Origin of the sequence: Stenotrophomonas sp. FSL W7-1447, assembly GCF_037966425.1 — a bacterium.
GTDB classification, from domain to species: Bacteria; Pseudomonadota; Gammaproteobacteria; order Xanthomonadales; family Xanthomonadaceae; genus Stenotrophomonas; species Stenotrophomonas pavanii.
The window spans coordinates 4451681-4475625 of sequence record NZ_CP150199.1 but is presented as its reverse complement, the minus strand read 5'-3'; the positions used below and the strand labels follow the sequence as shown (position 1 = coordinate 4475625).

Genomic DNA, 23945 nt, shown 5'->3' with positions numbered 1-23945 from the left:
CCGGCAGCCGAGCAAGGGCTCGGCGCTACAGACAACCCGATTCGTGTAGAGCCGAGCCCACGCTCGGCTCAGAGCAACCCTTCGCGCTTCACCGCCAGGTAGCGCTCCACCAGCGCACCGGGCAGGGCGTCGGCGGTTACATCCAGCACCATCACCTTTTCGCTGCGTAGTGCCTCGTGTGCCTTCGCGCGCTGCTGCAGGTACAGGGCGGCGGCACCGGCGCGCGCGGCCTCCTCCAGCGTCTGCACGTCGCCCTCCATCGCGCCGTCCAGCTCGCGCTCGCGCAGGCTGGCCACGCATACCAGGTGGCGTCGCTGCAGCAGGCGCACGGCCGCCAGCAGGTCTTCGATGTCCTCGTCGCGCACGTTGCTGACCAGCATCACCAGCGCGCGCCGGCGCTGGCGCAGCGAGACGTCGGTGGCGGCCGCCAGATAGTCGGTGGCCACCGCGCGCGGCTGCAGGTCGTAGCTGGCGCGCAGCAGGTGCTCGACCGTGCCCATACCGCGCTGCGGCGCCACCCAGCGGCGTTCGCCCCCGGCAGCGTACAGGCCAGCGGCATCGCCCTGGCGCAGCGCCAGGTAAGCCACCACCAGCGAGGCGTTCAATGCGTGGTCGAAATGCGAGAGTCCGCCTTCGCTGGCCAGCATGCGCCGGCCACTGTCCAGCATCAGCAGCAGCTGCTGGTTCTTCTCGTCCTGGTACTCGCGCGAGATCAGCTTGCGCGCACGTGCGGTGGCCTTCCAGTCCAGCTGGCGCAGGCTGTCGCCGATGCGGTACTCGCGCATCTGGTGGAAGTCGGTGCCTTCGCCACGGCGGCGCTTCACGTGCGCACCGACCAGCCGCGAGGCCTGGTCGGCACTGAACAATGCGAAGCGGGTGAGCGGCACGAAGTTCGGATAGACCCGCACCTCCAGCGCCGGCGGCAGCGTGCGTTGCTGCCACCACAGGCGCCACGGCGAACGCATGCGCAGGTGCACCCCCTCGAAGCGGAAGTGCCCACGCTGCAGCGGCTGCAGGTGGTAGTGCAGGGTGGACGCCGTACCGGCCTGCAGGCGCACGCGCTGCGGCAGCGATTCCAGCGGCCAGCCGCCGGGCACCAGGTCGAACACCTGCACGGTCATCGATTGCTCGGCCTGCAGACGCAACGCCGCCTCGCGGCGCACGCCCAGTGCCAGCGCCTCGGGCAGCTCGCGCTGCACCTGCGGCGATGCACGCCGCCACTGCCGCCACAGGTCCCACAGGGCAGGCAACGCGATGGCCACGGCTGCCAGTGCCCAGCTCCAGCGCGGCAGCCATCCGCCCAGCACCAGCCCGCCCAGGGTGGCCCAGGCCAGCAGCAGCGCCAGCAGCAGCGGGGCCGGCCTCATCGGCGCGGCGCTTCCACCTTGGCCAGCAGCGCGCCCAGCACGTCGTCGGCGCCCTGGCCCTCGATCTGCAGTTCCGGCGCCAGTGCGATGCGGTGGCGCAACGCGGGGCGGGCGATATCGCGCACGTCGTCCGGCGTGACGAAGTCGCGGCCGGCCAGCACGGCCTGTGCGCGCGAGGCACGCACCAGCGCGATGCTGCCGCGCGGACCGGCGCCGACCGCGATGCCCGGCCACTGCCGGGTGGCGGCGACGATGCGCACCGCGTAGTCGATCACTTCGTCATCGACGGTGATCGCCGCAGTGGCACGCTGCAGTTCCAGCAGCTCGCCGGCACCGAGCACACGCGGCACCTGGCTCAGGTCGAAATCGCTGGCAGCGCGGCCGCTGGTGATCGCGGTCACCATGCGCTTCTCGTCCTCCAGCTGCGGGTAGTCGATCAGCACCTTCAGCAGGAAGCGGTCCAGCTGTGCTTCCGGCAGCGGGTAGGTGCCTTCCTGCTCCAGCGGGTTCTGCGTGGCCAGCGCCATGAAGGGCGGCGCCAGGGTGAAGGCCTTGCCCTCGATGGTCACCTGGCCTTCCTGCATCACTTCCAGCAGGGCCGACTGGGTCTTGGCCGGGGCACGGTTGATCTCGTCGGCCAGCAGCAGGTTGGTGAACACCGGGCCGCGCCGGATCTTGAAGCTCTCGCTCTTCGGGTCGTACACCGCGTGGCCGCTGACGTCGCTGGGCATCAGGTCGGGGGTGAACTGCACGCGCCCGTAGTCCAGCTCCAGGGCCTGTGCCAGTGCGCGCACCAGCAGGGTCTTGCCCAGCCCGGGCACGCCCTCGATCAGCACGTGGCCACCGGCCAGCAGCGCCACCAGGATCTGGTCCAGTACATCGGCCTGGCCGATGAAGGCGTGTCCAACGGCGGTGCGGATGGCATCGACGCGTTCGATCAGGCGGGCGTTGGCGGCCGCCGGCAGCTCGGGGACTTCGGTCATAGCAGGGATCTCATCTGGAGCAGCAAGCGGATGCGCTCGCGCAGGGCGGAGGAATCGTGCGGTGGCGGGGGCGTGAGCGCGCTGGCAACACGGCCTTGCGGCCATTTCAGCAGTTCGGCGATGGCCTGATCGCGCGGCGCACCGTCCAGGGCAGCGGCTACCGGTGCGCGCAGCCGCAGGCGATGCAGGAACAGGGCGCGCACGGCGTCGTACAGGCGCGTGCCGTGGCCGAAGCGCAGCAGCAGCTCGCCACTGGCACGCACGTGTTCCAGCAGCGAGCGGCGTTCCAGCACCGGCGACGGCAGCAGGCTGCCGAAGCGTTGCGAACGCGCCCACAACCACCCCAGCAGGGCCAGCAGCAGCGGCGCCCACAGCGGCCAGCCCTGGTAGAACAGGCGCGCCCACAGCGACGGCGGGCGGCTGGCATAGACCAGCCAGAATGCACCCTTGCCGTAATTCGGGTCGAGCAGGTAACGGGTCAGGTCGCGGTGCGAGAGGTCGTGCAGTCCGTCGCTGGCCTTGCCCGCAGCCGACGCCAGGCGTGCCGCCGGCGACTCCACCTCGCCGCGCATGAATTCCATGTCGGCCAGCACGCTCACCTTGCCCTGGCCATGGTGCAGGCGTGCGAACACCAGGCCGTGCTCGTTGCCCCAGCGCCGTTCAGCCCGCGCACTGGCGGCAAAACCCAGCGTGAAGCGACGGCCGCCGCAGAACTCGACGTGGCTGGGATCATCGATGACGTGGAATGGCTGGCAGTGGCTGCGCTGGTACAGGCTGTCCACGCCCAGCTGGTCCAGCAGGGGGCCCTGCGTGCTGCTGGCGTCGTCCTCGGCCGGTGGTGGCGTGCGCACCAGCAGATGGCCACCGCCATCCACCCAGTCCAGCAGGGCTCTGGCCGTCGGTGCCGGCAGCTCGCTGCTGTCCTGCAGCAGCACCACCGTATCGTGCCGGCCCAGTGCCATCTGCTGCAGCTCCAGCCGGGGGCGCGAGTGCACCTCGATGCCATCGGCGCGCAGTGCCTGGCCCAGCACGTACAGCGGGTTGTAGCCGGCCTCGCCCTGCGGCGGCAGCTGCACGGTCTCGGTGACCCGCTCATGCGTGCGCAGGTAGAGGATCGTCAGCGGTACGCCGAACAGCACCAGCGCGCCTAGCAGCAGCGACCAGAACAGGCGCGGGCTCATGCCAGCCACCTGTACTGCTGGCGCAGCGTGTCGGCCAACGCATCGAAATCGGCGCGGCTGGGCAGGCGGCCACCGTAGGCGGCGTACTGCCACATGCGCACGATGCGCGCGAACAGGTCACGGTCGGTGGCGTCGGGCATGCGCCGCGAGGCGCGCAGGCATTGCGCTTCGGTGGCGCCGGGCGGAAGCGCGATGCCGCTGCGCTCGCCCACGGTGCGCACGCTGGCGCGGTACAGCAGGGCCAGCGCCTGCCGCGGCCGGCCCTGGTCCCACAGCAGCCCGGCCTGGGTCGCCACGTCCGGCGGCAGCACGACCGGCAGCTCCACCTGTTCCTCCACCACCTGCGGTGCAGCCTCGGCCTTGCGCCGGCCACTGCCGCGCAGCCACGGCAGCCACAGCCGCGCGGTCAACAGCAGGACCAGCAGCAGGACGCCGAGCAGGCCCCACAGGCCCCATTCGGCCAGGCGCGCCAGCCAGGCGATGCCGGCCTTGCGGTTGCTGCGCTCACCGGTGTCGCTGCGTTCGCGCTGCAGCGTCTTCTCTTCCTTCTTTTTGTCCTCGGCCTGTTCGATCGGCTTCCAGCGCGTGACTTGGCGGGTCGGGCGCTGCAGCGGATCTTCATAGGCGCGGTTCACCGCCTGGCGGAAACCGGCGGTATCCACCGGCGCCGCGCCGAAGATCACGGTGGGCGTGTTGGCCGGGTCGTTCTCCGCGGTGGCCGGTTCTTCCGCACTGTCGTCGTTCGCTTCGGCATCGTCGGGCTGCGCAGCGACCGTCTGCGCGTCCTGCGCGTGCGCGGGCGCGCAGGCCAGCGGCAGCGCAAGGCAGAGCAGCAGGGCCAGCGTCGATGCCGCCGGCAGCAGGCGCTCGCGCAGGCGGCGCAGGGCGATCTCCACGTCCCAGGCTTCCATCTGCGTGCGCCGGTTCAAGTACAGGCCGAACCCGGCGCCGACGTAGAACGGACCGATCAGCACCGAGGCCAGCCAGCACGCCAGGTTGAAGCCCAGCTGCGCCCAGGCCGGCGTGTCCTGGCCGATCATGTCCCATGCGGCCCGCCACGATTCGGACATCAGCTCCAGTGGCATGAACATGAACACCGCGCCGATCGCACCGGACACCAGCACCGCTTCAAACGCCATGCAGGCCACGGTCAGCACGGCAGCGGCACCCGCCGCGCCAGCGGCCACGGCACGGCGGCGTGCGCCGCGCTGGGCCGGCGCATTGCCCTCCAGCAGGTTCACCGGCAGGCACAGGCTGCGCAGCACGCTGAAGCGGCGCCAGCCCAGGTAGCCCCAGAAGCCGGTGTTGCCCCAGCGGCGCTGCGCGCGCAGCGCCGCCAGCGTACCCACCGGCTCGCCGAAGATGCCACGTGACAGCACGTACAGCGGCGCCCGTTCGAACAGCGGCTTGCACCACCACATTGCCAGCCACGCCCAGCCAAATGCATCCAGCCACCAGCCCAGCGCGTTGAAGACCACGAACAGCGGCGCACTGGCCAGCAGCCAGCTGCCCCACACCGCGCGTGCGTGGCGGCGCGACAGGGCACTGCCCAGCTCCATCGCTTCCCAGCCACTGCGCGCGCGCAGCACCACGTCCAGGCGGTCAATGCGCATGGCCGCCTCCGCGCCCGCCGCGCCACAGCCACAGCAGCACACCGGCCCACAGCACGCCGGCCACGCTGAACTTGGCCCACGCCGGCACTTCGGCAATCGACGACCAGAACGCTTCGATGAACGCAGCCACCAGCAGCATGAACGCCACGCCCAGGCACAGGCGGGCACCGATGCGGCCGCCCTCGACCAGCGCGTCCAGGCGGCTGCGCCGGCCGGGGGCCAGCAGTTTCATGCCCAGCTGCAGGCCGGCACCGCCGGCGATCACGATCGCGGTCAGCTCGAAGGCCCCATGGCCTGCGACGAAGCGCCAGAACGGATCGCCATGGCCGATGTGCTGCAGGTGGCCGGCCACCGAACCGATGATCACGCCGTTGAACAGCAGCACCAACAGCGTGCCCAGCCCGGCCAGCAGGCCGCTGGCGAAGGTGCGCAGGGCGATGCTGATGTTGTTGAGGATGTAGTGGCCGAACATCATCCAGTCGGTCCCGCTGTCACGCCCGAGGCGCTCGGCGGCGGGATCGTACATGCGCTCCATCTCGGCGATCTGGCGGTTGTCCATCACCATGTGGATCAGGTCCGGGTAGACCTGCACCAGCACGAAGCAGGCCACCGCCGGCAGCGCGAACATCGCCAGCGCCACCCACATGCTGCGCGCCTGGCTGCGCACCAGCAGCGGGAAGTCGGCCACCAGGAATTCCAGCGCACTGCGCCAGCGCGTCGGCGGCGTGCGGTACAGCACGCTGTGGCCCTGCTGCATCAGCTGCTGCAGGCGCTGCACCAGCTGCGGGCTGTAGCCGCGCTCGCGGGCCAGCGCCAGCTGCTGGCACAGGCGCCGGTAGCGCTGCGGGAACGCGCTGTCGTCCAGTGCCAGCTCGCTGCGCTGGCGGCGCTTGCGGCGCGAAGCGCCGGCCCGCAGCAGCAGCCAGTGCTCCAGGTCCTGCCATTCCTGCTGGTAGCGGGCGACGAACTGTTCCTGCTTCATCGCCGCCCCAGCAACCAGTTGGCCATGGCATACAGGCGCAGCACGCCGACCTGGCCGTGGGTGCCGGTCAGGGGTTCGGCAATGCCGGCCAGTTCCTGCTGGCGTGCCGACGACAGCCGCGGTGCGCGCTCGGCGAAGGCCATCAGCGCGGCCTGTTCCTCCGGCCGCAGTGGCTGTGGCGGCGCCAGCGCGCTGTCGATGGTCGGCGGCGGCGGCAGGTACAGTACCGGTGCATGCACCACCACGGTGCCGGCGACCAGGTCGCCGAGGCGGCGGCCATGCGGATCGAACAGGCTGCTGACCAGGCCCAGCGCGTAGCCGAATGGCAGCATGTCCACGGTCCGTAGCAGGTTGCGGGTGATGGCGGCCATCCAGCCCACCGGCGCGCCGTCGCGCGCGAGCACGCGCAGCCCCAGTGCGCGCTTGCCCAGGGTGCGGCCCCACCGCGCTTCGCAGACGATCGGGTAGGCCCAGTAGACCAGGAACATCAGCACCAGGCCGAGCCCGGAGCCGAACGTGTCCAGCAGCGCCAGCGGGATCGACATCAGCACCAGCACCGCGATGCGCACGCCCAGATCGATCAGCCAGGCCATCGCCCGGGGCACCGGGCCGGCCGCCGGCAGCTGCAGCGGCACACCCTCCGGCGTCACCACCTCGCGGTAGGTATCGAGCATCGGTGCGGCCATCAGCGCGATGGCCTTCGTTGTGGGCGCCGGAGTCCTCTCCGGCAGGCAGCCACAGGCATGGGGGGTCTCGACAGGTCCTGGTCGGGCCCAGACTTTAGCAGAGCCGCATGGCGGCGTTGGCCGCTCAGCCCAGGTATTCGTCCTTCAGCCGCACGTAGTGGTCGGCCGAGTAGTGCAGCGACTCGATCTCCTTGTCGCTCAGCGTGCGCGCCGGGCGTGCCGGGTTGCCCACCCACAGCTCGCCTTCGCCGACCACCTTGCCCGGGCCGACCACCGCACCGGCGCCGACGAAGCCATGGCGCTCGACCCGGGCGCCGTCGAGGATGCAGGCGCCCATGCCGATCAGGCTGTAATCACCGATGCTGCAGGCATGGATGATGCAGCCATGGCCGACGGTCACGCCTTCGCCGATCAGGGTCGGGTAGCCGGCCTTGTTGTAGGGACTGTGGTGGCTGACGTGGATGATGGTGCCGTCCTGCACGTTGGTGCGTGCACCGATGCGCACGAAATTGACGTCGCCGCGGATGATCGTGCCCGGCCACACCGACACGTCCTCGGCCAGTTCCACGTCGCCGATGACGGTGCAGGCCGGATCGATGTACACGCGCTCGCCGAGGACGGGCATCTTGTCGCGGAAGGGGCGCAGCGGGTTCATCGGTTTCTCCGGAAATCAGGGCGTTCGCACCGATGATACCTGCGTGGTCCGCACACCGCGTGGTAGTGCCGGCCGCTGGCCGGCAACCGCAGAAATCCAGATGCGCCCATGAGGTTGCCGGCCAGCGGCCGGCACTACCAGACGCAGGCGCGGTCGCCTACGCAGGCGCGTGCTCGGCCAGCATCTGCCGGAACAGCGTGTCCAGCCAGGCGCTGTCGCCCTGTCCGGCGGGCAACGATGGGGCCTGTGCTGCGCGGGCAGCCAGCTCACCCTCGATGAAGTCGCTGATCGCCGCAATGCGCGGTCCCGCGGCGACCTCAGCGCTGGCGCGCTTGACCACCAGCAGGGCATCGATCGCTTCACGCACGGGGCCCTCCGGCAGCCGCCGGTCCAGCAGATCCTCGAAGGCCATCGGCGGTGGCGTCTGCTCGTGCTCGATCCACTGGCAGGCCAGCAGCGGGCGCAGCACATACAGGTACTTCTTGGTGCGCACCGTATCACCACGCAGGTAACCGCGATGATTCGAGCGCGCCATGTTGAAGTAGTGCCACCACGTGCCCAGCGGCGAATAGAAGGCCTTTGCTGCCTCCCACAGCTGCGCCACGGCGGCGTCGTCCTGCCGGTACACGATCGGCGAGCGCAGCCACTCGATCAGCGTCGGGTTGGACTTTGAAACCAGTCGCAGCGCCTTGCGCAGATCCCAGCCGCTGACATCGAGCGCATCGTCGATCGGCAGCTCGATCACGTCCCGCTGCGCATCGCCGGGGCCGGTGCTCTCGTTGACGGTGAGATACCACGGCTGGCGATGCACGTAGATGAAGCGTGCATCGTAGTCGCTATCCGGCGACGAGAAGCCCCAGCCACGGCTGCCGGACTCGCACGCCAGCAGAACGCGCACGTCGTGGCGCTGTTCGATGTCGGCGAGGCTGGAAAGAATGGCGGCGCGCTTGTCCGGCGCGATCGGGTGGATGTCGTCCATGCAGTCGTGATCCGTTGATGTCGAGCGTGCTCGACTGTAACGCAGTTGCGCACCGGTAGTACCGGCCGCTGGCCGGCAACCTGATGGGCGCACCTGGAATTCTGCGGTTGCCGGCCAGCGGCCGGCACTACCGGCTAGGGTTCGTAGCTGTAACCCATCCCGTACACCGAGCGGATCGGTTCACCTTCCATGCCAGCGTCGGCCAGCTTGCGGCGCAGGTTGCGTACATGGCTGTCGACGGTACGGTCGACCACCACGCGATGGTCCAGGTACAGGCGGTCGAGCAGTTCATCGCGCGCCCAGATCCGGCCTGGCGTAGCCAACAGGGTGCGCAGCAGGCGGTACTCCACCGGCGTCAGGTCCAGGCCCCTGCCGTTCCAGGTGGCGCGCGCCGCCGGTTCGTCGATGTGCAGCCCGCTGTTGGCGCGTGCAGCCGGGTCCGGACGGTAGCGGCGCAGCACCGCCACCACCCGCGCCACCACTTCGCGCGGGCTGAAGGGCTTGCAGATGTAATCGTCGGCGCCGATGTCCAGGCCCAGCAGGCGGTCGATCTCTTCCACCCGCGCAGTGACCATGATCACCGGCACATCGCTGCTGGCGCGCAGTTCGCGGCACAGGTCCACGCCATCACGCTGCGGCAGCATCAGGTCCAGCAGCACCAGATCGGGTTGGTAGCGCGCGAATGCGTCGATCACCTGGCCGCCATCGTCCACCCATTCGCTGGTCATGCCGGCGGCCGCCAGGTAGTCGCGCAGCACCGAGGCCAGGCGTGGCTCATCCTCGACGATCAGGATCTTCGCGGACGCGGCGGGGGACAGACTCATGCGGACTCCGGCAGGGTGACGACCACGCGCAGCCCGCCCAGCGGCGAGGGCTCGGCGTGGATATGACCGTGGTGGGCGAGGATGATGTTGTGGCTGATGGCCAGGCCCAGCCCGCTGCCGCCGCTGGCGCGGTTGCGCGAACTCTCCACGCGGTAGAAGCGCTCGAACAGCAGCGCGCACTTGTCGGCCGGTACGCCCGGCGCGGTGTCTTCCACGATCAGCTGCACGCCGGCGGGAGCGCGCGCAGCCTGCACGCGCACGCGGCCGCCGGCATGGGTATAGCGCAGCGCGTTTTCCAGCAGGTTGGCCAGCACCTGCTGCAGCCGCCGCTCGTCGCCGGAGACCTGCAGCGGCGCGGCCGGCAGATCCTCCTCCAGCGCCAGCCCCGCTGTGGAGAAGCGCACGCGCATGCCATTGAGCTCGCTGCGCAGCAGCGCCGCCACGTCCAGTGGGGCAAAACGGTAAGCCAGGCCGCCGGACTGGGTCATCGACAGGTCGTGCAGGTCGTCGATCAGCTTGCCCAGCTGGCGGATCTCGCCCTGCAGGGCACCGAGGTTGGCGCGGTCCAGCGGGCGGATGCCGTCCTCGATGGCTTCCAGTTCGGCACGCACCACCGCCAGCGGCGTGCGCAGTTCGTGCGAGATATCGGCGATGAAGGCGCGGCGGTTGCGTTCGGTATCATCCAGCGCCTGCGCCATCCGGTTGAAGTCGTTGACCAGGGCGTCCAGCTCGTCATCGCTGGTGCGCTCGATGCGGGTGGCGTAGTCGCCGGCAGCGAGCCGATGGGTGGCTGCGGCCAGCTTGGCCAGGCGTTGCCGGAGCGCGCGCGATACCAGCCAGGCCAGCAGCACCGTCACCAGCAGCAGCGCGATGCCGATCACCCACCACGCACGCATCTGGGTGTTGTAGAAATTCAGGTCATTGGTGGCGATCACGGTCTGGAACGGCACCATGCCCAGCCAGCCGACCGTGTGCCCATCGACCTGCACGGCGTGCGGCTCGTCGTCGCTGGTCGCGTCCGGGTTGCCGGCCACGAACCGATGCTGTGCATCGAACAGGCCCAGGCGGGAGGGAACGCCGGTCTGGTCGGACAGCGGCGGCACGGGCCCCTCGTGCCCATGGGCCAGATCCGGGCGCAGCAGCCGCGCCCAGCGGTCACTGTCACCGCGCAGATGCTCCCAGCCGCCGTGCGTGCGGTACTCGCGCTGCAGGTGTGGCATCACGCGCTGCATGCGCAGATCGCCCTGGTCGTTGAGGTAGTCCAGGAAGCCGGTCTGGAATGCCACGCGGCTGGCAATACCGTTCACTGCCAGCACCAGCAGGCAGGCGGTGAAGATTGCGAGGAAGGTCTTCGCGGTCAGGCCGAATTTGAGTCGTATCTTCGCCATCGCCGGGCCATTAGCGGCGCATGCGGCGCCGAAAGCAAGCGCCCGCTGAGCCGGTCGCACAATCTCCATATTCTCTGCACACTTTCACGGCAGCGTGCACGGGTCAACGCAAGCCCCCACGCCCCCCCATGTCATTCCTGCGCCCGCTGTCCCGCTCCCCCCGTCCGCTGATGTTGCCCCTGCTGCTGGCCCTGGCGGCCTGCTCGGCGGGCCGGACCGAACCTCCGGCTGCTCCCGAAGTGGGCGTCATCACCGCCCGCGCGCAGCCGCTGTCACTGCAGCAGACCCTGCCCGGCCGTGCGGTGCCGTTCGAGGTGTCCGAGGTGCGGCCGCAGGTCGGCGGACTGGTCCGCCAGCGGCTGTTCACCGAAGGCCAGCAGGTCAAGGCCGGCCAGCTGCTGTACCAGATCGATCCGGCGCCGTACCAGGCTGCGTTCGATACCGCCCGCGGCCAACTGGCGCAGGCCGAGGCCAGCGTGCTGTCGGCGCAGCCCAAGGCCGAGCGCACCCGCGCGCTGCTGGGCATGGATGCGGCCAGCAAGCAGGATGCCGACGATGCCACCTCGGCGCTGAAGCAGGCACAGGCCAACGTGATTGCTGCGCGCGCTGCACTGCAGGCCGCCCGCATCAACCTCGACTACACCCGGGTGACCGCACCGATCGACGGCCGCATCGGTACCTCCAGCGTCACCGCCGGCGCGCTGGTTGCCGCCGGCCAGGATGCCGCGCTGGCGACCATTCAACGGTTGGACCCGGTCTATCTGGACGTGACCCAGTCCAGCACGCAGATGCTGGCGCTGCGCAAGCAGCTCGATGCCGGCCTGGTGAAGGCCATCGACGGCAAGGCCCAGGTGAAGGTGCTGCTGGAGGACGGCAGCAGCTATGCCCATGAAGGCACGCTGGAGTTCGTCGGCAGCGCGGTCGATCCGGGCACCGGCAACGTGGTGCTGCGCGCGGTCATTCCGAACCCGGAGGGCCTGCTGCTGCCGGGCATGTACCTGAAGGCGGTGCTGCCGATGGCCACCGATGCGCGCGCTTTGCTGGTGCCGCAGAAGGCGGTGCTGCGCAATGAGCGCGGCGAGCCGCTGCTGCGCCTGCTCGATGCCAGGGACCACGTGGTCGAGCGCCGGGTCAGCACCGGCCAGGTGGTGGGCAACCAGTGGCAGATCACCCAGGGCCTGAAGGCCGGCGAGCGGGTGATCGTCAGCAACGGCAGTGCGGTATCGCTGGGCCAGCAGGTGAAGCCGGTGGCCGCCACCACGGCGCAGCTGGCTGCAATGCCGGCGGTCGACCCGAACGGCAACACCGACGAAAAGTCGCACTGAGGCCTGCCGCGCATGGTTCGTTTCTTCATCGACCGGCCGATCTTCGCCTGGGTGATCGCCATCGCGGTCAGCCTGCTCGGCCTGCTCGCGATCCTGATCCTGCCGGTGGACCGCTACCCGCAGATCGCCCCGCCCACCATCACCATCCGCGCCACCTACACCGGCGCCTCGTCGCAGACCGTGGAAAACGCGGTCACCCAGGTCATCGAGCAGTCCCAGCAGAGCCTGGACCACCTGATGTACATGACCTCGACCAGTGCTTCCGATGGCTCGGCGCAGGTCAACCTGGTCTTCGCCACCGGCACCAACCCGGACACCGCGCAGGTGCAGGTGCAGAACCAGCTGCAGGCCGCGATGGCCACGCTGCCGCAGGCGGTGCAGCAGAACGGCCTGACCATCACCAAGTCCAGTGGCTCGATCTTCGAGGTGCTGTCGTTCACCAGCGAAGACGGCAGCATGGACAACTTCGATGTCGCCAACTTCATGGAGGCGCGCATCGATGACCAGATCAGCCGCGTCAGCGGCGTCGGCAACATCCAGCCGATCGGCCAGGAATACGCCATGCGCATCTGGCTGGACCCGGAAAAGATGCGCCAGTACGCACTGATGCCGTCGGACATCGAGACCGCCCTGCAGGCGCAGAACACCGACGTATCGGCCGGTGAGCTGGGCGGCCAGCCGGCACTGAAGGGCCAGCAGCTGGACGCAACCGTGACCGCGCGCAGCCGCCTGCACACCCCCGAGCAGTTCGCGCAGGTAGTGCTCAAGGCCGATGCCAACGGCAGCGTGGTGCACCTGGGCGACGTGGCGACGATCGGGCTGGGCCCTGAGAGCTACGACAGCATCAGCACGTTCAACGGCAAGCCGTCGGCCTCGCTGGGCATCGAGCTCAATGCCGGTGCCAACGCCATCGCCGTGTCCAAGGCCGTCGAGGCACGGCTGCAGCAGCTGCAGAAGTACTGGCCGCACGGCTACACCTACCACGTGGCATTCACCACCACGCCGTTCGTGACCATCTCGCTGAAGGAAGTGGTGATCACCCTGATCGAGGCGATCGCGCTGGTCGTGCTGGTGATGTACCTGTTCCTGCAGAACTGGCGGGCCACGCTGATCCCGACCATCGCAGTGCCGGTGGTGCTGCTGGGAACCTTCGGCGTGCTGGCCGCCTTCGGCTATTCGATCAATACCCTGACCATGTTCGCGCTGGTGCTGGCCATCGGCCTGCTGGTGGACGACGCCATCGTGGTGGTGGAGAACGTGGAGCGGGTGATGACCTTCGAAGGGCTGGCACCCAAGCCAGCCACGCTGAAGGCGATGGGCCAGATCACCGGCGCGCTGGTCGGCATCGTGCTGGTGCTGACCGCGGTGTTCCTGCCGATGGCGTTCTTCAGCGGTGTCACCGGCGTGATCTATCGCCAGTTCTCGGTGACGATCGCCGCCGCGATGATCCTGTCGGTGCTGGTGGCGATGACCATCACCCCGGCGCTGTGCGGCAGCATCCTGCACCCGATTCCCAAGGGCGGCCATCCGCATGGCGACCCCGCTGGCGAGCCCAGCCTGCTGGGCAAGTTCTTCATCTGGTTCAACCATCGCTTCGAGCGCACCTCCAACGGCCTGCGCCATCGCGTCGACCGCTTCCTCGGCCGGCGCACGCTGGGCGTCCTGTTCTACCTGGTGCTGAGCGTGGCCACCGGCCTGCTGCTGTGGCACCTGCCGGGCGCCTTCCTGCCCGATGAAGACCAGGGCATGCTCAACGCGCTGGTGAAGCTGCCGGCCGGGTCCACCCTGGAGCAGACGCGTGCCGTGATGGACCGCCTCAGTGCGGCGGCAGTGAAGGACGACAGCGTGCTGTCGATCCAGGCCACCGCAGGTTTCAGTGTGACCGGCAGCGGCCAGAACGTGGGCCAGGCGTTCATCCGCCTGAAGGACTGGGACGACCGCAAGGATGACGCCGATACCATCGCCGCACGACTCACCCGGGCCATGGCCAGCGTGCCCGATGCGCAGGTGTTCATCACCTCGCCACCGGCGATCCTCGGCCTGGGCGATGCCGGCGGTTTCACCCTGGAACTGCAGGACGAAGGCGGTGCCGGCCATGCCGCCGCCGTGGCCGCGCGCAACACACTGCTGAAGAAGGCCGCCAGCGACCCGAAGCTGGTCAACGTGCGCTACGCCAGCCTGGAAGACGCGCCGGTGTATGCGGTGAAGGTGGACGACGCCAAGGCGCAGGCGATGGGCGTGAATCCGCAGGACATCAACGACACCTTGAACGCAGCGCTGGGTGGCGACTTCGTCAACAACTTCATCTACAAGGGCCGCATCAAGAAGGTGTTCATCCAGGGCACGGCCGAAGCCCGCATGCAGCCGCAGGACATCGAGCGCTGGAGCGTGCGCAACCAGGCTGGGCAGATGGTGCCGCTGTCGTCGCTGGTCAGCGCGCACTGGACCAGCGCCCCGGCCGCATTGCAACGCTACAACGGCGTCTCGGCGATGGAGATCACCGGCCAGCCGGCACCGGGCGTCAGTTCCGGCGAGGCGATGGCCGAGATCGCGCGCCTGGCCGACACGCTGCCGGAAGGCTTCAGCCATGCCTGGTCGGACATGGCCTACCAGGAACAGCTGTCGGGCAACCAGGCGCCGATGCTGTACGCCATCTCGCTGCTGTTCGTGTTCCTGTGCCTGGCCGCGCTGTATGAAAGTTGGGCGGTGCCGTTCGCGGTGATGCTGGCGGTGCCGGTGGGCGTGTTCGGCGCCGTGCTGATGATGAACCTGCGTGGCCTCAACAACGACGTGTACTTCCAGGTCGGCCTGCTGACCACGATTGGCCTGGCAGCGAAGAACGGCATCCTGATCGTCGAGTTCGCGCGCATCCTCGAACAGCAGGGCAGGAACACCCGCGACGCAATCCTGCAGGCGGTCTACCTGCGGCTGCGGCCGATCGTGATGACCTCGCTGGCGTTCCTGATGGGCGTGTTGCCGCTGGTGTTCGCCACCGGCGCCGGTTCGGCCGCGCGCCGGTCGCTGGGCACGGGCGTGGCCGGCGGTACGGTCGCCTCGATGGTGCTGGGCATGTTCTTCGTGCCGTTGTTCTACCTGCTGGTGCGCCGCCTGTTCCCGGGCCGCGCGCCGGCCGACGCCACTGTCCCGGAGGCAAGCCCATGAAGCCGATGCTGCTGCGCGCCCTGGCGGCCGCAACGATGACCACCGTGCTGAGCGGCTGCGTGAGCATGGCCCCGCACTACCAGCGTCCCGAGGCACCGGTGCCGGCGCAGTTCGGCAATGCCGCTACCGGCGCGGCCGAACCGGTACTGGCGATGCCGGCCTGGCGCGACGTGTTCCTGGAACCGCGCCTGCAGCAGGTCATCGCGCTGGCGCTGCAGAACAACCGCGACCTGCGCGTGGCGGTGCTGCAGGTGGAGAAGGAACGCGCGCAGTACCGCATCCAGCGCGCTGCGCTGCTGCCGTCGGTGGACGCCAGCGGCAGCGTCACCCGTGCGCGGGTGAGTGATGCCAACAGCGAAACCGGCGCTACCCAGGTGACCGAATCCGATGCCGTGCAGGTGGGGATCAGCAGTTGGGAGCTGGATCTGTTCGGGCGCATCCGCAGCCTGAAGGACGAGGCCCTGCAAAACTGGCTGGCCAGCGCCGAGAACCAGCGTGCCGCGCGCACCAGCCTGGTGGCTGAAGTGGCCACGGCCTGGCTGGCGCTGGCGGCCGACGAACAGTCACTGGCGTTCACCCGGCAGACCCTGGACAGCCAGCAGCAGACCCTGCAGCGCACCGAAGCCCGCCATGCCCAGGGCCTGGCCTCCGGCCTGGACCTGTCGCAGGTGCAGACCAGCGTGGACGCCGCGCGCGGAGCGCTGGCCAGGCTGCAGGCCCAGCAGGCGCAGGATCGTGATGCGCTGCAGTTGCTGGTGGGCGCGCCGCTGGAGGCGGCACTGCTGCCCGGCGCGCAGGCACTGGACGGCAGCGTGGCGCTGGCACCGCTGCCTGCCAACCTGCCCTCAAGCGTGCTGCTGCAGCGCCCGGACGTGCTGTCGGCCGAGCACGCGTTGCAGGCGGCCAACGCCGATATCGGCGCCGCGCGCGCCGCGTTCTTCCCGACGCTGACGCTGACCGCCAATTACGGCCACAGTTCCACCGCGTTGTCGACGCTGTTCTCGGCCGGTACCCGCGGCTGGTCGTTCGCGCCCGGCATCACCGCACCGATCTTCCATGCCGGCGCGCTGAAGGCATCGTTGGATGCCTCGAAGATCGGCAGGGACATCGGCATCGCGCAGTACCAGAAGGCGATCCAGCAGGCCTTCACTGAAGTGGCCGATGCCCTGGCCTCGCGCGATCACCTGGGCGCGCAGATGGAGGCACAACGGGCACTGGTCGCCGCCAGCCAGCGCAGCTACACGCTGGCCGAGGCGCGCTACCGCACCGGGCTGGACGGCTATCTGCAGGCATTGGATGCGCAGCGCAGCCTGTTTGCCGCGCAGCAGGACCTGATCGCGCTGCAGCAGCAGGAAGCGGCAAACCGGGTGACGCTGTTCAAGGTGCTGGGCGGTGGCGCGGACGCACGGTAACGCGCCCGCCAATGTGGGTGTGTCTTCCGCTCCGGTGGGTACCGACCTGGGTCGGCATAAAGGCCTTCATCCACGCATGGCGTGGATCTACCGGGGCGGGAGGCCTTGGTAGGTGCCGACCTTGGTCGGCACCCACCAGAAGCAGGTGCGACCGCTTACGCCACGCGGCCGCGGCGGGCACGCTCCAGGTGCACCAGCAGCAGCGAGATCGCCGCCGGGGTCATGCCCGGGATGCGCTGCGCCTGGCCGATGGTCTGCGGGCGCACGCGCTCCAGTTTCTGCAGCGCTTCGGCCGACAGCCCGCGCACCGTGGCGTAGTCGAAGCCTTCGGCGATCGGCGTGGCTTCATGCCGCTGCTGGCGCTCGATCTCCTCGCGCTGGCGGTCCAGGTAGCCGGCGTACTTCACGCCGATCTCCACCTGCTCGGCCACCTTGGCGTCGGCCACCGCCGGGCCCAGTGACGGCACCTGCATCAGCTGCGCGTAATCCAGTTCGGGGCGCTTGATCAGGTCCAGCACGTTGGTTTCGCGGCTGACCGCAACGCCCAGCGTGTCCTGTACCTCGCGGCCCAGTGCATTGGCCGGGGTTGCCCACAGCGCGCCCAGGCGCGCGCGCTCGGCGGCGACGGCGGCCTGCTTGGTCTCGAACGCGCTCCAGCGGTGATCATCCACCAGGCCCATTTCGCGGCCGGCCGGGGTCAGGCGCTGGTCGGCATTATCCTCACGCAGCTGCAGGCGGTACTCGGCGCGGCTGGTGAACATGCGGTACGGCTCGTTGGTGCCGTGGGTGATCAGGTCATCCACCAGCACGCCCAGGTACGCCTCGTCGCGGCGCGGGCACCAGCCGTCCAGCCCGCGCACCTGGCGCGCAGCGTTGAGACCGGCCAGCAGGCCCTGTGCAGCAGCCTCTTCGTAGCCGGTGGTGCCGTTGATCTGGCCGGCGAAGAACAGGCCGTTGACCAGCTTGGTTTCCAGCGAGGCCTTCAGCCCGCGCGGATCGAAGAAGTCGTACTCGATCGCGTAGCCTGGGCGGGTGATGTGTGCGTTCTCGAAGCCGCGGATGCTGCGCACCATCTCCAGCTGCACGTCGAACGGCAGCGAGGTGGAGATGCCGTTGGGGTAGATCTCGACGATGCCCAGGCCTTCGGGTTCGACGAAGATCTGGTGGCTGGCCTTCTCGGCGAAGCGCACCACCTTGTCCTCGATGGACGGGCAGTAGCGCGGACCGATGCCTTCGATCTGGCCGCTGTACAGTGGCGAGCGGTGCAGCGCGTCGCGGATGATCTGGTGGGTCCGTTCGGTGGTGTGGGTGATCCAGCAGCTGACCTGCTGCGGATGCTCGTCCACCGAGCCGAGGAAGGACATCACCGGGCGCGGCGAATCGCCGGGCTGCTCGTCCATCACGCTGTAGTCCAGCGAACGGCCGTCGATGCGCGGTGGCGTGCCGGTCTTCAGGCGGTCGACCTGGAACGGACGCTCGCGCAGGCGCGCCGCCAGCGTAGTGGCCGGCGGGTCGCCCATGCGGCCGGCGGCGTACTGGGTCGGGCCGACGTGGATCTTGCCGGCCAGGAAGGTGCCAGCGGTCAGCACCACGGCCTCGGCATCGAAGCGCAGGCCGGTCTGGGTGATGACCCCGCGCACGGCGTCGCCTTCGATGACCAGGTCATCGACGGCAGCCTGGAACACGGTCAGGTTGGCCTGGCCTTCAACGATGGCGCGGATCGCCATGCGGTACAGGTTGCGGTCGGCCTGGCAGCGGGTGGCGCGCACGGCCGGGCCCTTGGAGGCGTTGAGGGTGCGCCACTGGATGCCGGCACGGTCGGCGGCATGCGCCATCGCACCACCCAGGGCGTCGATTTCCTTGACCAGATGGCCCTTGCCGATACCGCCGATGGCCGGGTTGCAGCTCATCGCGCCCACCGTTTCGATGTTGTGGGTCAGCAGCAGGGTGCGCACGCCGGTACGGGCCGCGGCCAGCGCGGCTTCGGTGCCGGCGTGGCCACCGCCAATGACAATGACGTCGTAACGATGGAAGGACGGGTTCATGGGGGCTGTTCAGCTGGGGCGGGCGCGGCTGGGGCGGGCGCGGCCGGGGCCGGCGCAGGGGTGGCGATTTTAGCGCCATTCGGGGCCCGGACGTGGGCGTCGGCCGGCCGGCGCCGAAATCAGCGCTAAAGTTGGCAGGATTTTTGCAGATAACCCAATAGCACCCACCGTGGCTGGCGCCGCAGGCGCCCGTGACCGGAATTGGAACAGGGGCCGGTACAGGCGCACGGTGGGGAAGCAGGGGGCCGGCAGTCGGGGGACTGTCCGGCCCTGTTTTTTCTGGAGGCTGTCCGGAGAGCTCCATCCACGCATGGCGTGGATCTACTGATGACGGGCCTTGGGTGGATCCACGCCATGCGTGGATGCCGTGGTGGCGGCACCAGAACAACGTGCCCCAGAAACAAACGGCCCCGCAGTGCGGGGCCGTCTGTCTTCAGAGGTGCCGACATCCGACAGGGCCGGAACAGGGGGGATCCAGATGTTCCTGTCGGATATCGACGTAGAGCTTTTTGCGGCGGCCCGTGTCGTTTTTGTCACTTTGTGACGCGGGCCGTCACCGGTTCCGTAGAGTGCAACCTGGACCGGGTGAAATGCAAGACGGTTCAGCGCTCAACTGTGCGCTGCGTCCCACGATCCATGTTGCGCCACGGGGAACCGTTCATCCTCGGCGCGCTCGGCGCCGGGGCCGGACGGGCCGGCGGTGGCGGCGCCGACGGCTGGATGTTCGACTGCGGCGGGCGACGCATCGAGTCCATGTTCCGCCACGGCGAACCACCGTTGTTCGACGGCCGCGGCGGCGGCGGCGGACGGTTCTCGCCACTGTTGCCGGGTGGGCGCGGTGGCGGACGGTGGTTGTGCGGCGGGCGGTAGATCGGGCGCGAGTAGTACGGGTTGCCATAGCCGCCGTAGTAGCCGCCATAACCGCCGTAGTAGGGGTAGCCGTAGTTGTAGGGATAACCGGCCGGGTAGCGGTACTCCACCGACGGCGCACCGTGGTAGTAGCCGCCGCTGCGGCCACCGCCGACATAGTCGTAGGTGGTGCAGCCGGTCAGGGCCAGCAGCAGGCCACCGGCAAGCATCAGGCGCGTTTTCATGGTGGGTCCCCCCAGAGGACGGGTTGTGCTGCCAGCTTCGTGCGCAGGCATTGAATCTGCCCTTAACTTCACTGGCCAGGATGAATGGAGGCGAAGGCCCTCATGCTGGCATGACCTGTGCCGGGGTCGCCAGCGCGGGGGCATACGTTAATCTTGCGTCATGAGCGATTCACTGTTGCCCCGTGCCGACGATGTCCTGGCTGCCGCTGCGCGGATCGCGCCGCACGCCAGCGTGACCCCGGTGCTGCGCTCGCGCACGCTCGATGCGCTGGCCGGCGCGCAGCTGGCCTTCAAGGCCGAGCACCTGCAGCGCGGCGGCGCATTCAAGTTCCGCGGCGCCTGCAACGCGGTGTGGTCGCTGGATGCCGATCGCGCCAGTGCCGGCGTGGTTACCCATTCGTCCGGCAACCACGGCGCCGCGCTGGCGCTGGCGGCGCGCACCCGCGGCATTCCGTGCCACGTGGTGGTGCCGGAAGGCGCGGTCGCGGCCAAGCTGGCCAACATTGCCCGCCATGGCGCCACGCTCTGGCGCTGCCCGCCGACCATCGCCGACCGTGAGGCCACCTGCGCCAGAGTGCAGGCCGATACCGGCGCGTCACTGGTCCACCCGTACACCGACCCGGCGGTGATGGCCGGGCAGGGCACCGCGGCCCTGGAGCTGCTGCACAGCGACGGTCCGTTCGACGTGCTGGTGGTCCCGGTCGGAGGGGGCGGCCTGGCCAGCGGTACCGCGCTGGCCCTGCAGCTGGCCAGTCCCCAGACCCGGCTGGTGCTGGCCGAACCGGCCGGTGCCGACGACACCGCGCGCTCGCTGGCCGCAGGCGAGCGCCAGGCCGCGTTCACCCCGGACACGATCTGCGATGGCCTGCGTACCCTGGTCGGCGCGCCCAACTTCGAACTGCTGCGCAACGCCAACGCCGAGGTGATCGTGGTCGATGACGCGGCGACGATGGCCGCGATGCGCCTGCTGTGGGACGTGCTCAAGCAGGTGGTCGAGCCGTCCTCGGCCACCGTGCTGGCCGCCGTGCTGGCACAACCACAGCGGTTCGCGGGCCTGCGCGTGGGCCTGGTGCTGTCCGGCGGCAACGTCGACCTGCCCGCACTGCGCTGGGGGGCGGCATGAGCCGCGACCGGCACCGCCCCCGCACCGGCCTGCTGGGTTGGCTGTGGCGGCTGTTCGTGGTGCTGGTGATCTGGCTGCTGGGCGTGACCGCCTGGATCGTCTGGGTCGGCGAGCGCGACCAGGCGGCCAAGGCCGACGCCATCATCGTGCTGGGTGCGGCGGCCTATGACGCCAAGCCGTCACCGGTATTCGAGGAGCGCATCCGCCACGGCCTGGACCTGTACGAAGCCCGCTACGCGCCGCTGCTGATCTTCACCGGCGGCTATGGTGGCACCGGCGCGCGCTTTTCCGAGTCGCAGGTGGCGCGGCGCTACGCGCTCAGGCATGGCGTGCCGGACGATGCGATCCTGATCGAGACCGCCTCGCGCAACACCGTGCAGAACCTGGTGGAAGCCAAACGACTGATGGACCAGCGCGACCTGCACCGGGTGATCATCGTCAGCGATCCGCTGCACATGGCACGCGCGTTGCGGTTGAGCAGGGCGCTGGGCATCGACGCGCTGGCCTCGTCCACGCCCAGCACGCGCTTCCGCAGTTTCCACACCAGCTGGCGCTTCCTGGTGCAGGAGATCTATTTCTTCCACCGCGACCTGGTGCGCCCGCCGCTGAGCTCGCCGGCCAATACCTGAGCGCGGAAACCTGTTCTGGACGGGTGTCATGCGGTAGTGCGGCCGCTGGCCTACAGAGGCCCACCAGGGAATCATGAGGTGCCTTACCAGCGGCCTACACTACCGGGCGATCAGCCGCCGACACGGCGCGGGTCTGGTGCGTGCCAACCCTGCGCACGGCGTGGCACGGGGTAGTGCGGCCGTACGCCGGCAGAGGTCCACCGGGGAATCATGAGGTTGTAGGCCAGCGGCCTACACGACCGGGCGATCAGCCGCCGACACGGCGCGGGTCTGGTGCGTGCCAACCCTGCGCACGGCGTGGCACGGGGTAGTGTAGGCCATGCCTACTCTACAGAGGTCCACCAGGGAATCATGAGGTGTAGGCCAGCGGCCTACACTACCGGGCGATCAGCCGCCGACACGGCGCGGATCTGGTGAGTGCCAACCCTGCGTACGGCGTGGCACGGGGTAGTGTAGCGCCGCCTCTACAGAGGTCCACCGGGGAATCATGAGGTGTAGGCCCAGCGGCACTACCGGGCGATCAGCCGCCGACACGGCGCGGGTCTGGTGGGTGCCAACCCTGCGTACGGCGTGGCATGTGGTAGTGCCGCTGGTAGCGCAGATGCCCACCGGGGAATCGTGAGGTTGTAGGCCAGCGGCCGGCGCACTACCGGGCGATCAGCCGCCGACACGGCGCGGGTCTGGTGGGTGCCAACCCTGCGTACGGCGTGGCATGTGGTAGTGCCGCCGCTGGCCTAGCAGATGCCCACCGGGGAATCATGAGGTGTAGGCCAGCGGCCGGCACGACCGGGCGATCAGGTCTGCTTGCGCCGGATCGGAATCGCCGACACCGGCACCGAGGCGACTTCATGCCCGCCTTCGCGGATCGGCGCGCCGGGGTCCGGTGCCCAGGCGTGGGCATAGATCACTTCCCAGCTGCTGGGCAGCTTGCCGTCGGCGCGGCGCATCGGTTCATACGCCGCTGCCGCTGCGGCGAAACGGCCACGCCCGGTCAGCGTATGGCGGCGGTCCACCCGTGCGTTGGTCGCGCCCATCGCGCGCAGCTCGCGCATTAGCGAGGGCAGGTCGTCATAGGTCAGGGTGAACAGGTCGCGGTCCAGCACCGGGTCGCGGAAGCCGGCCATCATCAGCGCATCGCCGAACTGGGCGATCTGCGCGAAGCGGCTCACGTGCGGACGGTCATCGGCGGCCGCAAAGGCTTCGTTGAGCTCGACCAGCGTGTCCGGGCCGAAGGTGGAGCACAACAGCAGGCCCCCGGGCTTGAGCACGCGACGGAATCCGGCGAATACCGCCGGCAGGTCGTCCACCCACTGCAGGCACAGGTTGCTGAAGATCACGTCGACGCTGTTGTCGGCCAGCGGCAGCGCGGCGGCATCGCCGCACAGGCGCTGGAACGGCTTCCACCACCCGGCCTGGCGCTTGGCCTGGTCCAGCATCGGCAATGCGACGTCCAGCGCGATGACCTGCGCCTTCGGCCAGCGCTTCTTCATCAGCGCGCTGGCGTGGCCGGTGCCCGCACCAATGTCCAGCACGACCTCGGGCTTGCGCGCCTCCAGGTAGTCCAGCGATTCCACCAGCCGAGCCTGCACCTCGCGCTGCAGAGCGGCGGCGGCGTCGTAGCTGTTGGCAGCGCGGGCGAACGCGCGGCGGACATGGCGGGCATCGAAATGGGACGGCATTGCGAGAGTCTCTTAGAACGTACCGGGGTAGGCGCCGCCGTCGATCAGCAGGTTCTGCCCGGTGAGGTAACCGGCCTGCGCACTGCACAGGAAGGCGCAGGCGGCGCCGAATTCGTCCGCCGTGCCGAAGCGGCCGGCGGGGATCTGCTGGCGGCGGCGTTCGGCCACTTCCGCAGCATTGCCGTCCTTGCCCGCACTGTGGGCGAAGTTGGCGCGCAGGCGGTCGGTGTCGAACTGGCCGGGCAGCAGGTTGTTGATCGTGACGTTGTGCGCGACGGTACGGCGCGACAGACCGGCGACGAAGCCGGTCAGGCCGCTGCGCGCGCCGTTGGACAACGCCAGGATGTCGATCGGCGCTTTCACTGCCGACGAGGTGATGTTGACGATACGGCCGAAGCCGCGCGCGATCATCGCGTCGACGGTGGCGCGGATCAGCGCGATCGGTGCCAGCATGTTGGCGTCCAGTGCGGCGATCCAGTCATCGCGCTCGAAGCTGCGGAAGTCGCCGGGCGGTGGGCCGCCGGCGTTGGTGACCAGGATGTCCACCTGAGGGCATGCGGCCAGCGCCGCGGCACGGCCGGCCTCGGTGGTGACGTCGGCGGCGACCGCGCGGATCTCCGCCGCGCCGGGCAGGGCGCGCAGCCCTTCGGCTGCGGCCTGCAGCGCTGCCTCACCACGGGCCACGATCACCACGTTGACGCCCTCGCGCACCAGCGCCCGCGCGCAGCCCAGGCCCAACCCCTTGCTTGCGCCGCAGACCAGTGCCCAGCGGCCGTTGATACCCAGATTCATGCGTCAATCCTGCGGAATTCGGAGGG

19 protein-coding genes are annotated in these 23945 nt (G+C 69.4%); 5 read left to right on the top strand and 14 right to left on the bottom strand.

The annotated features are described in order from the left end of the window. Positions 1-68 precede the first annotated feature (68 nt). From NSQ78_RS20770 to baeS, 10 genes are all read right to left on the bottom strand, one after another. Positions 69-1367 (bottom strand): DUF58 domain-containing protein, encoded by a 1299-nt coding sequence (locus tag NSQ78_RS20770; protein ID WP_064239471.1) that lies wholly within the window; start codon positions 1365-1367, stop codon positions 69-71. Then, the gene (locus NSQ78_RS20765; protein WP_049465272.1) at positions 1364-2350 is read right to left on the bottom strand and encodes a MoxR family ATPase; all 987 of its coding nucleotides are present in this window, start codon (positions 2348-2350) and stop codon (positions 1364-1366) included. Before NSQ78_RS20765 ends, NSQ78_RS20770 begins: the two co-directional genes overlap by 4 nt. Next, positions 2347-3531, bottom strand: a complete 1185-nt coding sequence (locus NSQ78_RS20760; protein WP_064239470.1) for a DUF4350 domain-containing protein — start codon at positions 3529-3531, stop codon at positions 2347-2349. The genes NSQ78_RS20765 and NSQ78_RS20760 overlap by 4 nt, the downstream gene beginning before the upstream one ends. Further along, complete coding sequence (locus NSQ78_RS20755) at positions 3528-5144, bottom strand: DUF4129 domain-containing protein (protein ID WP_064239469.1); 1617 nt, start codon at positions 5142-5144, stop codon at positions 3528-3530. The genes NSQ78_RS20760 and NSQ78_RS20755 overlap by 4 nt, the downstream gene beginning before the upstream one ends. Beyond that, positions 5134-6126: a stage II sporulation protein M gene (locus tag NSQ78_RS20750; RefSeq protein WP_064239468.1), complete on the bottom strand. Its 993-nt coding sequence runs from the start codon at positions 6124-6126 to the stop codon at positions 5134-5136. Before NSQ78_RS20750 ends, NSQ78_RS20755 begins: the two co-directional genes overlap by 11 nt. Continuing rightward, positions 6123-6812, bottom strand: a complete 690-nt coding sequence (locus NSQ78_RS20745; RefSeq protein ID WP_049465276.1) for an RDD family protein — start codon at positions 6810-6812, stop codon at positions 6123-6125. The genes NSQ78_RS20750 and NSQ78_RS20745 overlap by 4 nt, the downstream gene beginning before the upstream one ends. 124 nt (positions 6813-6936) lie before the next feature. After that, positions 6937-7467 carry a gamma carbonic anhydrase family protein gene (locus NSQ78_RS20740; RefSeq protein ID WP_064239467.1) on the bottom strand — a complete coding sequence of 177 codons (531 nt, stop codon included), beginning with the start codon at positions 7465-7467 and terminating at the stop codon, positions 6937-6939. A gap of 157 nt (positions 7468-7624) precedes the next feature. Then, the gene (locus NSQ78_RS20735; protein ID WP_057493949.1) at positions 7625-8446 is read right to left on the bottom strand and encodes a nucleotidyltransferase domain-containing protein; all 822 of its coding nucleotides are present in this window, start codon (positions 8444-8446) and stop codon (positions 7625-7627) included. A 134-nt stretch (positions 8447-8580) separates the two neighbouring features. Continuing rightward, positions 8581-9270 carry a response regulator gene (locus NSQ78_RS20730; RefSeq protein ID WP_057493948.1) on the bottom strand — a complete coding sequence of 230 codons (690 nt, stop codon included), beginning with the start codon at positions 9268-9270 and terminating at the stop codon, positions 8581-8583. After that, positions 9267-10658 carry a sensor histidine kinase efflux regulator BaeS gene (baeS, locus tag NSQ78_RS20725; RefSeq protein WP_064239466.1) on the bottom strand — a complete coding sequence of 464 codons (1392 nt, stop codon included), beginning with the start codon at positions 10656-10658 and terminating at the stop codon, positions 9267-9269. Before baeS ends, NSQ78_RS20730 begins: the two co-directional genes overlap by 4 nt. Positions 10659-10786: 128 nt before the next feature. Between baeS and smeA the strand changes: the two genes are divergently transcribed. The 3 genes from smeA to smeC are packed head-to-tail and all read left to right on the top strand — an operon-like array spanning position 10787 to position 16557. Further along, entirely contained in the window at positions 10787-11983 is a 1197-nt protein-coding gene (smeA, locus tag NSQ78_RS20720; protein ID WP_064239465.1) for a multidrug efflux RND transporter periplasmic adaptor subunit SmeA, read from the top strand. Positions 11984-11995: 12 nt separating this feature from the next. Further along, entirely contained in the window at positions 11996-15145 is a 3150-nt protein-coding gene (gene smeB / locus NSQ78_RS20715; protein WP_064239464.1) for a multidrug efflux RND transporter permease subunit SmeB, read from the top strand. Beyond that, positions 15142-16557, top strand: coding sequence for a multidrug efflux transporter outer membrane subunit SmeC (smeC, locus tag NSQ78_RS20710; RefSeq protein WP_064239463.1), 1416 nt, complete (start codon positions 15142-15144; stop codon positions 16555-16557). The genes smeB and smeC overlap by 4 nt, the downstream gene beginning before the upstream one ends. 155 nt (positions 16558-16712) lie before the next feature. On the opposite strand, the gene mnmG is transcribed toward smeC, so the two are convergent. Further along, positions 16713-18602, bottom strand: a complete 1890-nt coding sequence (mnmG, locus tag NSQ78_RS20705) for a tRNA uridine-5-carboxymethylaminomethyl(34) synthesis enzyme MnmG (RefSeq protein ID WP_064239462.1) — start codon at positions 18600-18602, stop codon at positions 16713-16715. Between the two features lie 602 nt (positions 18603-19204). Then, positions 19205-19696: a hypothetical protein gene (locus NSQ78_RS20700; protein ID WP_064239461.1), complete on the bottom strand. Its 492-nt coding sequence runs from the start codon at positions 19694-19696 to the stop codon at positions 19205-19207. A gap of 160 nt (positions 19697-19856) precedes the next feature. Between NSQ78_RS20700 and NSQ78_RS20695 the strand changes: the two genes are divergently transcribed. Continuing rightward, complete coding sequence (locus tag NSQ78_RS20695) at positions 19857-20819, top strand: pyridoxal-phosphate dependent enzyme (RefSeq protein ID WP_064239460.1); 963 nt, start codon at positions 19857-19859, stop codon at positions 20817-20819. Continuing rightward, on the top strand, positions 20804-21448 hold the full coding sequence (locus NSQ78_RS20690) for a YdcF family protein (RefSeq protein WP_064239703.1): 645 nt from the start codon (positions 20804-20806) through the stop codon (positions 21446-21448). Before NSQ78_RS20695 ends, NSQ78_RS20690 begins: the two co-directional genes overlap by 16 nt. Positions 21449-22242: 794 nt before the next feature. On the opposite strand, the gene bioC is transcribed toward NSQ78_RS20690, so the two are convergent. Both bioC and NSQ78_RS20680 read right to left on the bottom strand, forming a co-directional pair. Continuing rightward, complete coding sequence (gene bioC / locus NSQ78_RS20685; RefSeq protein ID WP_064239459.1) at positions 22243-23127, bottom strand: malonyl-ACP O-methyltransferase BioC; 885 nt, start codon at positions 23125-23127, stop codon at positions 22243-22245. Between the two features lie 12 nt (positions 23128-23139). Further along, complete coding sequence (locus NSQ78_RS20680) at positions 23140-23919, bottom strand: SDR family oxidoreductase (protein WP_064239458.1); 780 nt, start codon at positions 23917-23919, stop codon at positions 23140-23142. Between the last annotated feature and the right edge of the window lie 26 nt (positions 23920-23945).